Genomic DNA, 13,961 nt, shown 5'->3' on the forward strand with positions numbered 1-13,961 from the left:
CGCCAAAGGAGTTGTAGAGAATGAACAAGACCGAATTGATCGATGCCGTTGCTGAAGCCGCCGACCTGACCAAGGCCGAGTCCAGCCGCGCTGTCGATGCCGTCGTTGCTGCCGTCACCAAGGCGCTGAAGGACGGCGATGCGGTCACCCTGGTTGGCTTCGGTACCTTCCAGGTCCGCGACCGTGCTGCCCGCACCGGCCGCAACCCGAAGACCGGCGACACCATCAAGATCGCTGCTTCGAAGAATCCGTCGTTCAAGGCTGGTAAGGCCCTGAAGGATGCTGTAAACTAAGCGGCTCGCTGGGGTGCTTAGCTCAGCGGTAGAGCGTCTCCTTTACACGGAGAGGGTCGGGGGTTCGAAACCCTCAGCACCCACCACAGCACCGCAGTAAAAGTTAAGTGTGGAGCGGTAGTTCAGCTGGTTAGAATGCTGGCCTGTCACGCCGGAGGTCGCGGGTTCGAGTCCCGTCCGCTCCGCCACTTTGACGCGAGGCCCCCGGGCAACTGGGGGCTTTGTTTTCTTCAAGGGTTCGCCCTGCGGGAAAACAGCAACACAACTGGAGCGGTAGTTCAGCTGGTTAGAATGCTGGCCTGTCACGCCGGAGGTCGCGGGTTCGAGTCCCGTCCGCTCCGCCAGTTTCAAAGGCTTCCGGGCAACCGGGCGCCTTGTTTCAACCGGCCTCGGCCGGAAGAAACAGAAAGGTTTGCAGCAAACGTGGAGCGGTAGTTCAGCTGGTTAGAATGCTGGCCTGTCACGCCGGAGGTCGCGGGTTCGAGTCCCGTCCGCTCCGCCAAGTTGCAAGCAGGGGTATCTGGAAGTGCTGTGGAGCGGTAGTTCAGCTGGTTAGAATGCTGGCCTGTCACGCCGGAGGTCGCGGGTTCGAGTCCCGTCCGCTCCGCCATCCCGGATCCCAACAAGTTCTGCCCATGTGGAGCGGTAGTTCAGCTGGTTAGAATGCTGGCCTGTCACGCCGGAGGTCGCGGGTTCGAGTCCCGTCCGCTCCGCCAGCAGAGTTTGAAGTGTCAACGAAGATGCCCGTCGGTCCTGGACCTGCGGGCATTTTGCTTTTTCGGGGTCGATCTACGCCGGGCGTGGCCCGGCGCTACCGCTCGAGCGATGCGACGCGGTCGAGCACCGCTTCCACCGCCAGATGCCGCTGCACCGACGCCTGCAGGGCCGCCAGCCCCGGGAACGCATCGGCCTGCAACGCGCGCGCGAACAGCGCCGGCAGCTGGTCCAGGTCACGCAGCCACAGCCCCGCGCCTGCGGCCTGCAGGCGTGCGGCGTGGTCGAACTGGTCGTAATCCAGCGGAAATACCAGCGACGGCACGCCCGCGCGCAGCGCGTGGTACATCACGCCGGCGCCGCCGTGGTGCAGCACCCGGTCATAGCGGTGCAGGTGGCGCGCGTAATCGACGAAGGGCAGCCGGTGCAGGTTCGGCAGCGGCTGCGGGGCGCTGTGTGTTTCATCCGCGTGCCCATCACTGACGTGGATCTGCCACTGCGGATGCAGCGCCGCCAGCGTCGCCGCCGCCTCGGCCAGGCGCGGTTTGATCCAGTCCTGGTGGGTGCCGGCGGTGACCAGCAGATGCCGCGCACCCTGTACGAATGGCGGCGGCGCATGGGTGCCGGGTGGGGTGTGCAGCATCGGCCCGATGAACTGCAGCGCCCGTGGCCAGGTGCGGGGGAATTCCAGTTCCGGCACGCCCAGCGCGAGGATGCATTCATCTGAATAGACCCGCTCGCTGCCATCGGCGCGATAGATCGACGGCACCCCCAGCCGCTGCATGGCCGAGCGCTGCCACGCGTGTACGCCGCGCTTGAACACGCGGGTCAGCTGCCGGCCGCAGGCGTGCTGCAGCGCCTGCCAGCCAGTGCGCGCGGGGCTGAGCCCGCCCAGGTATGGCGGTGGACCGTCACTGCAGTCCAGCACGCAGGGCGAGGGCAGGCTGGTCCACCAGCGGCTGCCGAGCTCGGCTGCCAGCAGGCCTGCCGGTGGCAGGGTGAAATCAACAATGACCAGATCCGGGCGCGCATGCTGCCAGCGCTCCTGCAGCGCCTGTCGCATCTGTTCCATCAGGCGCAGCGCCTGGGTCAGCTGGGCGTGCAGCCGCAGCGGGTTGGCCTTGACCGGCGTGGGCGGGTTGGCGATCTGCCACAGCGCCGCTTCCTGGTCCGCCGACAGCAGCACGCCACCGTTGAGTCCGCTGGCGGAGATCGCGGCCTGCGCGCCCGGCGTACTCAGCACCGTCACCTCATGCTGCGGCTGCAGCTGGCGGGCGATGGCGAGGATCGGATGCAGGTGGCCGCTGTAGGGCGGGGCGAGCAGTTCGATCTTCATGCCTGTTCCTGCTGCAGGCGCGCAGCTAGTTCGCGGGCGATGGCGAGCACCGCTGGCTGCTGCAGGTAGTCCATGTGGCCGCTGTCGATCCACTGCCGCGCGCCGCGCCAGCCCAGCCGCGAGACCCAGTCCTGCCGCCCGACCAGCACCTGCAGCTGCGCCACCTGCGGTGCACGGCGCGCCACCGGCCCGTAGGCCAGCACGCTGCAGCGCTGCGCCAGGGCCGGCGGCAGCTCCAGGTTGGCCAGCAGTTCCAGCCCGCAGCTGCCGGCCAGCAGCAGGGTGTGCGGTGCGGCCTGCAGCAGCTGGGCCAGCGCGGGGCCGTGGGTCGCTGCGAAGCCTGGGCGGCGCGAGCGCAGGTAATGGCGGGTGTTGTGCCAGCTGGCGGCCAGTAGTGCGGCCGGTTGGTGATCGGGCGTGGCGGCGTCGTAAGGAAAATTGCAGGGGTGCAGCACCCGCCCCGGCGCCAGCAGGGCCTGGCCGAAGGCGCGCTGCTGCGGGCTGAGCGCGCAGCGGGCCGGATCGCTCTGCCCGGTCAGGAAGGCCAGCTGCAGCGGCGTGCGGGCGCCCGGCATCGATTCAGCCCCCCTGGAAATCATCGTTGGCGCGCACCTGGTACAGCCGGGTGCGCCAGCGGATGCGACGTACGCAGGCGGCGTGCAGCAGGTGCAGGGGCTGCAGCAGTTCGGCCAGCAGCGACGCCAGCGGGCGATGCCGGGCGCGCCCACCGGCGCGGCGCTGCAGTTGCAACAGCAGGCAGGTGCGCAGCAGCACGACCAGCGCGGCCACGAGGGCCGGCAGTCCGATCGGCGGCACTGCGGCCAGTATCAGCAGCGCCCACAGCAGCAGCGGCGGAAGACCATGCAGTACGCCGATCAGCAGGCGCAGGCGTGGTGACTCGTCGCGCAGCAGCAGCACGGCGAACAGCATCCAGCGGTGCATCTGCTGGCGATAGCGCTGCAGGGTGGGCACATGCGTCTGCACCTCCACCGGCGCGGTGGACTGGAACAGGCGCGCACCCTGCCGGCGCAGCGCGCGGGCCAGCGCCAGATCGTCGGCCAGCATCCGCAGCAACGGGGTGAATCCGCCCAGCGCGCGCAGTCGCTCGCTGCGCAGCGCGTAGCACATGCCGTTGATCGACAGCGGTGCCAGCCACGGCAGCAGGCCGAGGTAGGTCAGCACGGCATTGTTGTTGACGAACTGCGCCATCAAGCGCGCACCGGCGGCGCCGTCATCGCGGTAGCACGGCAGGGCGGTGACCAGATCGGCGTCGGCCGCGCCCAGCTCATCGACCAGCTGCGCCAGCGCCGCCGCTGACAGGCGCGCGTCGTCGTCCAGCACCAGCAGCACCGGCTCGCGCACCTGCGGCAGCACGGCATCCAGCTTGAAGGTCTTCGGGTTGGTGCCCTCCGGCGCGGCCGGGCAGCGCAGGCAGGTGATGTGGTGGCCGGGATGCGCCGCGCACAGCGCCGCGGCGGTGGCCAGCCCGATGCTGTCGGCGTCGTCCAGCAGCCAATGGAAATGTGCGCCGGGCAGGGCCCGCAGGTTGTGCTGCAACACCTGCGCCAGCAGCGGGTCGCCGCCGAGGATGGGCTGCAGGATGGCCACGCCGCTGCCGTCGTACCCGGCCGGTGCCTGCGGCCGGAGCGGCCGCTGGCCGAGGATGCGCAGCGCGCCGGCTGCCTTCAGGCCCATCAGCAGCAGGTACAGGGCTGCCAGCACCAGGCTGGCCAGCGCTACCCCGTTCAGGCTCAGGCCGCCCATTGCGCACGCTGCTCGTCGATGAAACGTTCGATACCGTCTTCCATCGACACCCGTGGCGGCCCCAGGTCGGCCAGCATGCGCTGCGGATTGAAGGTCTTTGAATAGGCGAAGGCGGCCACCCCGAAGCGGGTGATCGGCGGCTCGCTGCGCAGGCGCAGGGCGCGCCAACCGGCTTCGACCACGCTGGCGGCACGCAGGGCCAGGGCGGTCGGTACGCGGCGGTGCGGCGGTGGCAGCTGCAGGGCGGCCAGCAACCGCTGCAGCAGGGCATGCAGGTCCACCGGCTGCGCGCTGGTCAGGTTGTAGGCCGGGCCCAGCCGCGGCGCCTGGGCGGCGCGCAGCAGGTACTCCACCAGGGTGTCGATGTGGATCAGGTCCATCTGCGGCGGACCGCCGGGGCTGACCAGCAGCGGCACGCCGCCGCGCCGCGCGGCCGCCAGCAGGCGCGGCAGCAGCACCGTATCGCCCGGGCCGAAGACGGCGCGCGGGCGCAGGATGCACGACGGGCCCTCGTAGCCGGCCAGCAGGCGTTCGGCGGCGGCCTTGCTGCGGGCGTATTCATTCAGGAAGGCGGGGCCGATCGGGCTGTCTTCGTCCAGATCGTACTGGTGCGCCTCGCGGTAGAACACGGCGGTGCTGGACACCAGCAACAAGCGCGGATGGCCGGCGCGGCGGCAGAAGTCGATCACCTGCGCGGTGGTGTCCACGTTCTGCTGCCCGAACTGCGCGGGGCTGCCCCAGGGGGTGACCCGCGCGGCGGCATGGACCACCACGTCGGGCCGGAACGGCAGCTCGAACGGCCGCGACAGGTCCAGCGCAACGTAGTGGGGCAGGGGCAGCGGCCGGCGGGCGACACCCAGCGCCTCCACCCCGGGCACGTCGGCGAGGCGGCGCAGCAGGGCGCCTCCCACGAAGCCGGAGGCGCCGGTGACCAGGATGCGCATGGACGTATTCCTCCTTGTGCCTGTGACGCGCCGCAGCCGGGGCGGGCCGCCCAGATGACCGCCCAGTATGCGCCGGCTGCTGCGCGTGCGGCCATCGCAGGCACGGCGTGGACAGCGCGCATGGGGCGCAGATCCTTGCCCTGCCTGCCTCCGCGCCGTTTTTGGTGCGGGCCGCGAAGCGGGTTACACTGCCGGGCTCGCCAATCAGGCCATGTGATTCCTCACCATGCTGCAGAAACTCCGCGACAAGACCTCAGGCTGGATCGTCACCGTGATCCTGGGGCTGCTGATGATTCCGTTCCTGTTCGTGATCGACAACAGCTACCTCGGTGGTGTCGGCGCACAGAACGTGGCCAAGGTTTCGGCACCGCCGACCTGGTGGCGCTCGGCGCCGTCGTGGTGGCCGGTGCGCATGCTGTGGCAGCACCACGAGATCAGCGCGCAGGATTTCCGTACCCGCTTCGAGCAGGAGCGCATGCGTGAGCGCCAGCAGCAGGGCGAGAACTTCGACCCGCGCGCGTTCGAGAGCACCGAGAACAAGCTGGCCGTGCTTGACCAGCTGGTCGACGAGCAGGTCGTGCGCCTGGTGGGCGAACAGGCCGGCGTGGTTGTCGGCGATGGTGCCGTGCGCGATTACATCCTGACCATCCCGGCCTTCCTCGGCAGCGATGGCAAGTTCAATGAAAACAACTACCGGCTGGCGCTGGGCGGTGGCAATCCGCCGCGTACCCCGGCGCAGTTCCAGGAAGAAGTGCGTGCCAGCCTGCAGCAGTCGGTGATCCCGGCCGGCCTGCAGAACTCCGGCTTCGTCACCCAGGCCGAGACCGAGCGCCTGCTGAAGCTGCTGGGCGAAACCCGTGACGTCGAGCTGGTCGCGCTGCCGGAAGTGCCGGCCGATACCGCGCCGGTCACCGATGCGCAGATCAAGCAGTGGTACGACAGCCACGGCAAGGATTTCCGCCAGGCCGAGTCGGTCACGCTGGAATACGTTGAGCTCAACGGTGCCAACCTGCCGGCGCCGGTGCCGGCCGATGAGGCGACCCTGCGCAAGCGCTACGAGGAAGAGAAGGCGAAGTTCGCGACCCCGGAACAGCGCCAGGCCTCGCACATCCTGATCACCGGCGACGGTGCCGAAGCCAAGGCCGCCAAGCTGGCGACCGAAGCCAAGGCGGCCGGTGCCGACTTCGCCGCCCTGGCCAAGGCCAACTCGGAAGATCCGGGTTCCAAGGACCAGGGCGGTGACCTGGGCTGGGTCGAGCGTGGCGCGATGGTCAAGCCGTTCGAAGACGCGCTGTTCGCCGCCAAGGCGGGTGACGTGATCGGCCCGGTCAAGACCGACTTCGGCTACCACATCATCAAGGTCGCGGCCGTGCGCGGTGGCGAAGGCAAGTCGTTCGAGGAAGTGCGCGACACGCTGGCCGCCGAACAGCTGAAGGCCGACGGCGAGCGTGGCTTCAACGATCTGGCCGGCCGCCTGGTCGACGCCATCAACAAGAGCCCGAGCGACCTGGTCGCCGCGGCCAAGTCGGTGGACCTGCCGGTGCAGACCCTGGGCCCGATCACCCGTGCCACCGCCAGCGGCATCGCCGCTGACCCGGCCGTGCTGCGTTCGGCGTTCTCCGACGTGATGGTGCAGGACGGTACCTCCAGCGATCCGATCGCCCTGGGCGGCAGCACCAACCACAGTGTCGTGATCCGCGTGGCCGCGCACACCCCGGAACAGGCGCTGCCGCTGGACAAGGCCCGCGAGCAGGTCATCGCCGCGATCCGTGCCGACCGCCAGCGCCAGGCCAGCGACAAGGCTGCTGATGCCCTGCTGGCCAAGCTGAAGGGCGGTGCCAGCCTGCAGTCGCTGGTGGCCAGCGACAAGCTGCAGGTCAGCCCGATGCCGGGCCTGCCGCGCAGCCAGCCGGTGCCGACCCCGGAAATCAACCGCGCCATCTTTGGCGCGCCGGTGCCGGCCGAAGGCAAGCCGAGCTACGGCAAGGTTGACGTCAACGGTCACGCACTGGTCTTCGTGGTGAACAAGGTCACGCCGGGCAACATCAAGGAAGTGACGCCGGAACAGCAGAAGCAGCTGAAGGACCAGCTGAGCCAGATCGACGGCATGGCTGCGGCCAAGGCCTACATCGACGCGATGCGCAAGAAGTTCCTGGTGCAGACCACCGAAGCGAACCTGTAAGCCACACGGCGGGCAGGACGGAAAAGGCCCGGCAATGCCGGGCCTTTTTTGTTGGCGCGTCCGTTGTATGTAGAGTCGAGCTTGCTCGACTGCTTTTGTAGAGACGTGCAGAAGAGCAGTCGAGCAAGCTCGACTCTACAAAGAGCGGAAGGGCAGAAGAGCGGTCGAGCAGGCTCGACCTCTACAGACAGCGGAGTGCCGCGATCAGTCTTCGATGCGCAGCACGGCGCCCGGCTTCAGCACGGCGCTGCCGCTCAGGCCGTTCAGCGACAGCAGCGCCTTGACCGGCATGCCGTAGCGGCGGGCGATGGTCCACGCCGATTCGCCGTTGCGCACGGTGTGGCGGCGGTTGCGCGGGCGGTCAGCGGCGCTGGCCACGACCTTGGCGACCTGCGGGGCCGGCTGCAGGCTTGCAGTGGCGGTGACGGCACCCGTGGCGGTGGCCACCGAGGCAATATCGGACACCGGCGCGGAGGCCGCAGCGACCGGGGCCAGCACGCGGGTGGTGCCCGACGGGCGGCCGTTGCCGGCCAGGGCCGGGTTCAGGCGGGCGATGCGTGCCGGGTCCAGCGCGCGCTGCGCGGCCCACTGCTGCACGCTGGTGCCGGCCGGCAGGGTGTGGTCCTTCAGCACCGGCACCGTGCGGTCCAGCGAGGCCATCACGCTGGGCTTGTCTTCCACGTCTTCCAGCACGCAGGCCAGGGCATGCAGCTTCTCGACGTAGGCATGGGTGACCGGCGACAGGCCGGGCAGGGCGGCCGGCTTGGCGTTCTGGGCGTTCATCCCCGCCTTGCGCATCGACTGCAGCACGCGGTACTCGCCGGCGTTGTAGGCCATGGTCGCCAGGCGCCAATCGCCGCCGAACATGCCGTGCAGGGTCTTCAGGTAGCGCACCGCGGCCTGGGTGGAATCGACCGCCGACAGGCGGCCGTCGTAGCCGTTGGCCATCGGCACGCGGTGGTTGCGCGCGGTGGTGGCGATGAACTGCCACAGGCCGGTCGGGCCGCTGCCGTTGCGGGCGTTGGGGCGGTAGCCGCTCTCCACGAACGGGATGAGCGCAAATTCGGTGGGCAGGCTGGCCTTGCGCAGTTCTTCGACCACATAGCCGAACAGCACCAGCGCATCGTCATCCTGGTTGGCCAGGCGCGAGGGGGCGTGGGCAAACTGCTTCTGCCAGCGCGGGCTGGTTGCGTCAGCGTCACAGGTCGGTTCGGCCAGGCCCTCGCGGAAGCTGGCGAAGATCTCCTGGCCGTTGCGGACCGATGCGGCCGGCAGAAGGGCCGGGTCCATCGGCACGGCCGACGCGGCGGTCAGGTTCTGGCTGATGCCGGCGCCCAGCGACTGCGCGCCCGCGTTTCCGGCCAGCCCCAGGACAAGGCCCAGGGCCAGCGGCAGACTTCGGCGCATCATGCGCGGAAGCCGTCTTTCCAGTGCCGGAGACCGGCCATGACATCGACGTCGTCAACGACATCGCGCCCCAGGTGCGCCGACACCGCCGCGCGGATCGGCGCGGTGTGCACACGCAGGAACGGATTGCAGTCCAGTTCGTTGGCCAGGGTTACCGGCAGGGTGGAACGGTCATCGCGGCGCATGGCCAAAGCCTCCTCTTGGCGCTGCCACAGGGCAGCGTTGGCGGGGTCGACATGCCGCGCGAAGACGGCATTTGACACGGTGTACTCATGGGCGCAACAAAGCAGCAGTTGCACGGGCAAGGTACCCAGCTTGCGCATCGACGCCAGCAGCTGGGACGGCGTACCTTCGAACAGGCGTCCACAGCCCAGGCTGAACAACGAATCTCCGCTGAAAAGATGTTCAGCAGTGTGAAACGCGATGTGGCTGCGGGTATGCCCGGGCACGGATAGTACGTGGAACATCCGGCCTAGTGCCTGAACGCGTTCACCTTCGCCCACCCGCTTGGTGGCAGTCGGGATCCGCTCCTCGACCGGAGCGATGACCCGCGCGCTGGGAAAACGCGCCTGCAGCGCGGGTACGCCGCCGATGTGGTCGTCGTGGTGGTGGGTCAGCAGGATGGTGTCCACGCGCAGGCCTTGGTCGGCCAGGGCCAGCACGGGCGCGGCATCGCCGGGGTCGACGACCACGGCGGCGCCATCGTCGGCGATCAGCATCCAGATGTAGTTATCCGCAAATGCGGGCAGGGCAGTCAGTCGCATAGAATTGGACCATGCCCCTGCTGCAGAGCCACCGTCAAGCGAGCCTGGTGCCGTGGTTCGACAGCGAGCCGGCGGCGGCCCTGCGCGTGCTCGAGCGCCAGCTGCTGTTGCCACGGCTGGCCACCCTGCCGTCCCAGCCATGGCTGTGGATCGCCCCCACGGCATCCTGGCTGGAGGATGCGCAGCTGGGCGGCCGCGGCCTGCGCCTGTACCGCGACGGCGCCGGCTATGCCGGAGATACCCGCTGCGCGCTGCCGCTGCCGCTGGCCAACGAGAGCGTCAACGCCATCGTGCTGCAGCACGTGACCGCCGCCGATGCCGATTACCTGCTGGATGAGTGCTCGCGCGTGCTGATGCCCGGCGGCCAGCTGTGGCTGAGCAGCCTCAACCCGTTCAGCCCGTACCGCACCCGCTGGCGCCAGCATGGGCTGGTGGTGCGCACGCCGCAGCGGCTGCGCCTGCTGCTGGCCCGCCATGGGCTGGAATGCGATGACACCCGCTACCTGGGGCCGCTGTGGCAGGGGGCTGGCAGCCGCCGTCGCGCGGGCTGGGCGCCGCTGCGCGCGGCCTGCCTGTTCCATGCCGAAAAACGTACGCTGGCCCTGCCCGGGCCGACCCCGCTGCCGGTGCGCTGGCACGGCACCGTTGCTACCTGATCTGGAGTTGTATTGAAAACCATTGAAATCCACACCGACGGTTCCTGCCTCGGCAATCCCGGCCCCGGTGGCTGGGCCGCTCTGCTGCGCTACAAGGGCCACGAGCGCGAACTGAGCGGCGGCGAAGCGCACACCACCAACAACCGGATGGAGCTGATGGCAGCCATTTCCGGGCTGGAGACGCTGACCGAGCCGTGCGACATCGTGCTCTACACCGATTCGCAGTACGTGCGGCAGGGCCTGACCCAGTGGATGCCGGGTTGGATCCGCAAGAACTGGAAGACGGCCGGCGGCGACCCGGTGAAGAACCGCGAGCTGTGGGAGCGCCTGCATGCGGCCACGCTGCGGCACCAGATCGACTGGCGCTGGGTGAAGGGCCACTCCGGCGACCCGGACAATGAGCGGGTCGACACCCTGGCGCGTAACGCCGCGATCCAGATCCGCGACGGCAGCCCGGTAAACTGAGCCCATGCGTCAGATCATCCTCGATACCGAAACCACCGGCCTGGAATGGAAGAAGGGCAACCGCATCGTTGAAATCGGCTGCGTGGAGCTGTTCAAGCGCCGCCCGACCAACAACAACTACCACCAGTACATCAGGCCCGACGTCGACTTCGAGCAGGGCGCGCAGGAAGTCACCGGCCTGAGCCTGGATTTCCTGGCCGACAAGCCCGAGTTCGCGCAGATCGCCGATGAGTTTCTGGCGTTCATCGATGGCGCCGAGCTGATCATCCACAACGCGGCGTTCGACCTGGGCTTCCTGGATTACGAGCTGTCCCTGCTGGGGCCGCAGTACGGCAAGATCACCGACCGCTGCACGGTGATCGATACCCTGGCGATGGCGCGCGAGCGCTTCCCCGGCCAGCGCAATTCGCTGGACGCCCTGTGCCGGCGCCTGGGCGTGGACAACTCGCACCGTGCACTGCACGGTGGCCTGCTCGATGCGCAGATCCTGGGCGATGTCTACATCGCGCTGACCTCGGGGCAGGAAGAGATCGGCTTCGGCCTGGAAGACGACAGCGGGGCCGACGGTGCCGCGCTGCTGGCATTCGATACCAGCACGCTGCTGCCGCGTCCGCGCGTGGTGGCCACGGCATCGGAGCTGGAGGCGCACACCGCGCGCCTGGAGCGCCTGCGCAAGAAGGCCGGCCACGCGTTGTGGGATGGCCCGAAGGTGGAAGAGGCCGCAAGCGCGTAAGTAGTGGTAGTGCCGGCCGCTGGCCGGCATCCACGGCGCGTCATCCACGCATGGCGTGGATCTACTGTAGAGCCGAGCCCATGCTCGGCTCCAGGATTCAGTGGCAGCGCACCAGGATCACCGTGATGTTGTCCGACCCGCCGCCGTCCAGGGCCGAGGCGACCAGGCTGTCCACGCATTCCTGGGCGCTGGCATCGTCGTAGGCGAGGGTACGGGCGATGTCGCGGTCGTCGACGTCTTCGGTCAGGCCGTCGCTGCACAGCAGCAGCTGCATGCCCGGCCGCAGTTCGCCGCTGGTGGTGGCCACGTTCAGATGGTTCGGGTCGGTCACGCCCAGGGCCTGGGTGACCACGTTGCGGTGCGGGTGGGCGCGCGCCTGTTCGGCGGTCAGGTTGCCCTGCGCCACCAGTTCCTGCACCACGCTGTGGTCCTGGCTGAGCTGGGCCAGCTGGCCGTCGCGCCACAGGTAGGCACGGCTGTCGCCCACCCAGGCCACTTCATAACGGTTGCCCTGCACGCGTGCGGCGACCACGGTGGTGCCCATCGGCAGGGTGTCGTTGCGCCGCCGCGACGCGCGGATGATCTCTTCATCGGCGGTGCGGATGGCGTGCGCCAGCGGCGCGCCGCGGCGGATCTCGCGGACGATGGTCTCGCGTGCCAGGGCGCTGGCCACCTCGCCGCAGGCGTGCCCACCCATGCCGTCGGCCACCAGCCACAGGGCCAGCTCGCTGTCACCGTAATAGGTGTCCTCGTTGAGCTCGCGGCGCAGGCCAGGGTGGGTGAGGTGTCCGAATTCAATCATGGTGGTTGCTGGGCGGGGTCATGCCGGGGAGAACGGCATCATCACGGCCAAGCGGACATCCGGCAAGGCGTTCAGTCAGAAAATTTTCACATGATGGGCCGCAATGGCTTGTGGTCTGCCGCGCTTCCTCGTATGATGCGCGTCCCCGGTTCGCCGGGGAATACCTGGAGAGGTGGCAGAGCGGTTGAATGTACCTGACTCGAAATCAGGCAGGCGTTTATAGCGCCTCGGGGGTTCGAATCCCCCCCTCTCCGCCAGATTAAAAAAACGGGCTGCCTCAGGGCAGCCCGTTTTTTTTTGATCTGGCGCGGGACAGCCCTCCGACGGGTCAGTAGATCCACGCCGTGCGTGGATGCCGTTCGCACACTGCGGGTTACCATGTGCCATTACCTGCTGGAGCGCTGCCATGACCGCTGAAATCCTTGTGCCTGTTTCCTTCGGCGAGCTGCTGGACAAGATCTCGATCCTGCAGATCAAGTCCGAGCGCATCAGCGATGAAGGCAAGCTGGCCAACGTGCGCCGCGAGCTGTCCGCGCTGGATACCACCTGGATGGGCCACCCGGCCGCGGTGAAGGACATCGCCAAGCTGCGTGCCGATCTGAAGGCGGTCAACGAGCAGCTGTGGGACATCGAGGACGAGGTCCGCCTGAAGGAGAAGGCGCAGGCCTTCGACCAGGCGTTCGTCGACCTGGCCCGCAGCGTCTACCTGCGCAACGACGAGCGCGCGCGCATCAAGAAGGCGATCAACCTCGCGCTGGGCTCGGCGTACGTGGAAGAGAAGTCCTACAAGTAATCCCACGCCCTGCGTGGAGGGTGCGGGCCACGGGCGGCCCGCACCGGTCGCTCAGCCGAGGTGATCGGCCACGTAGCGCTCGAAGGCGGCGATGCCGTCCTCGACGGTGATCAGTTCCATCACATCGTCGAACTCGATCTTGGTGCCCCATTTGAGATCGGCGGCAGTCTTGCCCAGGTACTTGCGCGCGGCATCGTCGTAACGGTCCACGCAGTAGCGCCGGTCGGAATAGGGGCCGCTGCGGTGCGGGTTGCTGGCCGCATGCAGGCCCAGCACCTTGGTGCCCATCGCGTTGGCGATGTGCATCGGGCCCGAATCAGGCGTCATCACCAGGTTGGCGCGGGCCAGCAGGGCCGGCAGCTGCTTCAGCGTATCCCTGCCCACCAGGTCCAGCGCCGGCGTCGTCAGCTGGGTGAGGATGGCATCGGCCATGCTGCGCTCCAGTTCGCTGCGGCCACCACACAGCACCACCTGCCAGCCACGCGCGCTGGCATGGTTGGCCACGGCGGCATAGCGGTCGGCGTACCAGTTGCGCATGACGTGGCTGGAGCACGGCGAAATCATCAGCACCGGGCGGCCATCCTCGGGCCACTGCGCCGCTGCCCATTCGTAGGCAGACGGCGGTACGGCCAGGTCCCAGCTCACGTCGGTCTGGCGCAGGCCCAGCGGTTCGCAGAAGCTGCCGATGGCATCGAGCACGTGGATGCCTGGGCGATCGGGAATACGTTCGTTGATGAACAATCCGTGCAGGTCCTTGGAGCGGCTGCGGTCGTAGCCGATGCGGCGCTCGGCCGGAATGAAGGCCGACAGCAGGTTCGCGCGGAAGGCGACCTGCATCTGCAGCAGCGCTTCGAAGCGGCCCGGCGGCAGCTGCGTGCGCAGCTCCTTGACCCCGGCCATGCCGGTCTTCTTGTCGTACGCATGGAACACCACGCCAGGCAGGCCATCCAGCAGCTTGTGGCCGACATTGTCGATGATCCAGTGGATCGGCGTGTCCGGGCGCGCGGCCTGCAGGGTGCGCACCAGGGGAACAACGTGGGTGACATCCCCCAGGGCAGACAGGCGCAGGAGGCACAAGGATGAGGACGCTGATGCCATGTGTTGTTAG

The 13,961-nt window shown here is 68.4% G+C and carries 14 protein-coding genes and 7 tRNA genes; 13 read left to right on the forward strand and 8 right to left on the reverse strand.

All coding sequences use genetic code 11. The annotated features are described in order from the left end of the window. Positions 1 to 20: 20 nt before the first annotated feature. The 7 genes from C1927_RS04810 (at position 21) to C1927_RS04840 (ending at position 1,009) form a co-directional block, all read left to right on the forward strand. A complete protein-coding gene (locus C1927_RS04810) occupies positions 21 to 293 on the forward strand; it encodes an HU family DNA-binding protein (protein ID WP_004146343.1) in 273 nt (90 codons plus the stop codon). 11 nt (positions 294 to 304) lie between these two features. After that, positions 305 to 379, forward strand: a tRNA-Val gene (locus C1927_RS04815). A 25-nt stretch (positions 380 to 404) separates the two neighbouring features. Continuing rightward, positions 405 to 481, forward strand: a tRNA-Asp gene (locus tag C1927_RS04820). A 79-nt stretch (positions 482 to 560) separates the two neighbouring features. After that, positions 561 to 637: transfer RNA gene (locus C1927_RS04825), tRNA-Asp, on the forward strand. Between the two features lie 81 nt (positions 638 to 718). Continuing rightward, positions 719 to 795 (forward strand) — tRNA-Asp (locus tag C1927_RS04830). A gap of 31 nt (positions 796 to 826) precedes the next feature. Beyond that, positions 827 to 903, forward strand: a tRNA-Asp gene (locus C1927_RS04835). Positions 904 to 932: 29 nt separating this feature from the next. Further along, positions 933 to 1,009 (forward strand) — tRNA-Asp (locus C1927_RS04840). Between the two features lie 95 nt (positions 1,010 to 1,104). On the opposite strand, the gene C1927_RS04845 is transcribed toward C1927_RS04840, so the two are convergent. From C1927_RS04845 to C1927_RS04860, 4 genes are read right to left on the reverse strand one after another with little or no spacing between them, the layout of a single operon-like run. Then, positions 1,105 to 2,343, reverse strand: coding sequence for a nucleotide disphospho-sugar-binding domain-containing protein (locus C1927_RS04845; RefSeq protein WP_108746048.1), 1,239 nt, complete (start codon positions 2,341 to 2,343; stop codon positions 1,105 to 1,107). Then, on the reverse strand, positions 2,340 to 2,942 hold the full coding sequence (locus C1927_RS04850; protein WP_159095295.1) for a hypothetical protein: 603 nt from the start codon (positions 2,940 to 2,942) through the stop codon (positions 2,340 to 2,342). The genes C1927_RS04845 and C1927_RS04850 overlap by 4 nt, the downstream gene beginning before the upstream one ends. After that, positions 2,923 to 4,107 (reverse strand): glycosyltransferase, encoded by a 1,185-nt coding sequence (locus C1927_RS04855; RefSeq protein ID WP_108746050.1) that lies wholly within the window; start codon positions 4,105 to 4,107, stop codon positions 2,923 to 2,925. Before C1927_RS04855 ends, C1927_RS04850 begins: the two co-directional genes overlap by 20 nt. Continuing rightward, positions 4,095 to 5,051 carry an NAD(P)-dependent oxidoreductase gene (locus C1927_RS04860; protein ID WP_108746051.1) on the reverse strand — a complete coding sequence of 319 codons (957 nt, stop codon included), beginning with the start codon at positions 5,049 to 5,051 and terminating at the stop codon, positions 4,095 to 4,097. The genes C1927_RS04855 and C1927_RS04860 overlap by 13 nt, the downstream gene beginning before the upstream one ends. Before the next feature lie 226 nt (positions 5,052 to 5,277). Between C1927_RS04860 and C1927_RS04865 the strand changes: the two genes are divergently transcribed. Further along, positions 5,278 to 7,233, forward strand: a complete 1,956-nt coding sequence (locus C1927_RS04865) for a peptidyl-prolyl cis-trans isomerase (RefSeq protein WP_108746052.1) — start codon at positions 5,278 to 5,280, stop codon at positions 7,231 to 7,233. A gap of 204 nt (positions 7,234 to 7,437) precedes the next feature. Here the strand turns inward: C1927_RS04865 and C1927_RS04870 are convergent, their stop codons facing one another. Together C1927_RS04870 and gloB are read right to left on the reverse strand one after the other, a co-directional pair. Then, complete coding sequence (locus tag C1927_RS04870; RefSeq protein WP_108746053.1) at positions 7,438 to 8,643, reverse strand: lytic transglycosylase domain-containing protein; 1,206 nt, start codon at positions 8,641 to 8,643, stop codon at positions 7,438 to 7,440. Further along, a complete protein-coding gene (gene gloB / locus C1927_RS04875) occupies positions 8,640 to 9,404 on the reverse strand; it encodes a hydroxyacylglutathione hydrolase (RefSeq protein ID WP_108746054.1) in 765 nt (254 codons plus the stop codon). Before gloB ends, C1927_RS04870 begins: the two co-directional genes overlap by 4 nt. An 11-nt stretch (positions 9,405 to 9,415) precedes the next feature. Here gloB and C1927_RS04880 point away from each other — a divergent pair, with 11 nt between their 5' ends. From C1927_RS04880 to dnaQ, 3 genes are read left to right on the forward strand one after another with little or no spacing between them, the layout of a single operon-like run. Next, positions 9,416 to 10,060 carry a class I SAM-dependent methyltransferase gene (locus tag C1927_RS04880; protein ID WP_079220821.1) on the forward strand — a complete coding sequence of 215 codons (645 nt, stop codon included), beginning with the start codon at positions 9,416 to 9,418 and terminating at the stop codon, positions 10,058 to 10,060. Positions 10,061 to 10,072: 12 nt separating this feature from the next. Further along, on the forward strand, positions 10,073 to 10,525 hold the full coding sequence (rnhA, locus tag C1927_RS04885; protein WP_079220822.1) for a ribonuclease HI: 453 nt from the start codon (positions 10,073 to 10,075) through the stop codon (positions 10,523 to 10,525). A 4-nt stretch (positions 10,526 to 10,529) separates the two neighbouring features. Further along, positions 10,530 to 11,258, forward strand: coding sequence for a DNA polymerase III subunit epsilon (dnaQ, locus tag C1927_RS04890; protein ID WP_079220823.1), 729 nt, complete (start codon positions 10,530 to 10,532; stop codon positions 11,256 to 11,258). A 97-nt stretch (positions 11,259 to 11,355) separates the two neighbouring features. Here the strand turns inward: dnaQ and C1927_RS04895 are convergent, their stop codons facing one another. Next, complete coding sequence (locus C1927_RS04895; RefSeq protein ID WP_079220824.1) at positions 11,356 to 12,060, reverse strand: protein phosphatase 2C domain-containing protein; 705 nt, start codon at positions 12,058 to 12,060, stop codon at positions 11,356 to 11,358. 166 nt (positions 12,061 to 12,226) lie between these two features. On the opposite strand from C1927_RS04895, the gene C1927_RS04900 reads away from it, so the two are divergent. Both C1927_RS04900 and C1927_RS04905 read left to right on the forward strand, forming a co-directional pair. Beyond that, a tRNA-Ser gene (locus C1927_RS04900) sits at positions 12,227 to 12,317 on the forward strand. Positions 12,318 to 12,466: 149 nt separating this feature from the next. Continuing rightward, on the forward strand, positions 12,467 to 12,853 hold the full coding sequence (locus C1927_RS04905; RefSeq protein WP_079220825.1) for a DUF6165 family protein: 387 nt from the start codon (positions 12,467 to 12,469) through the stop codon (positions 12,851 to 12,853). A gap of 51 nt (positions 12,854 to 12,904) precedes the next feature. On the opposite strand, the gene C1927_RS04910 is transcribed toward C1927_RS04905, so the two are convergent. Next, positions 12,905 to 13,951, reverse strand: a complete 1,047-nt coding sequence (locus C1927_RS04910) for a glycosyltransferase family 9 protein (protein WP_079220826.1) — start codon at positions 13,949 to 13,951, stop codon at positions 12,905 to 12,907. Positions 13,952 to 13,961 lie beyond the last annotated feature (10 nt).

The organism is Stenotrophomonas sp. ZAC14D1_NAIMI4_1 (assembly GCF_003086775.1).
Classification (GTDB): domain Bacteria; phylum Pseudomonadota; class Gammaproteobacteria; order Xanthomonadales; family Xanthomonadaceae; genus Stenotrophomonas.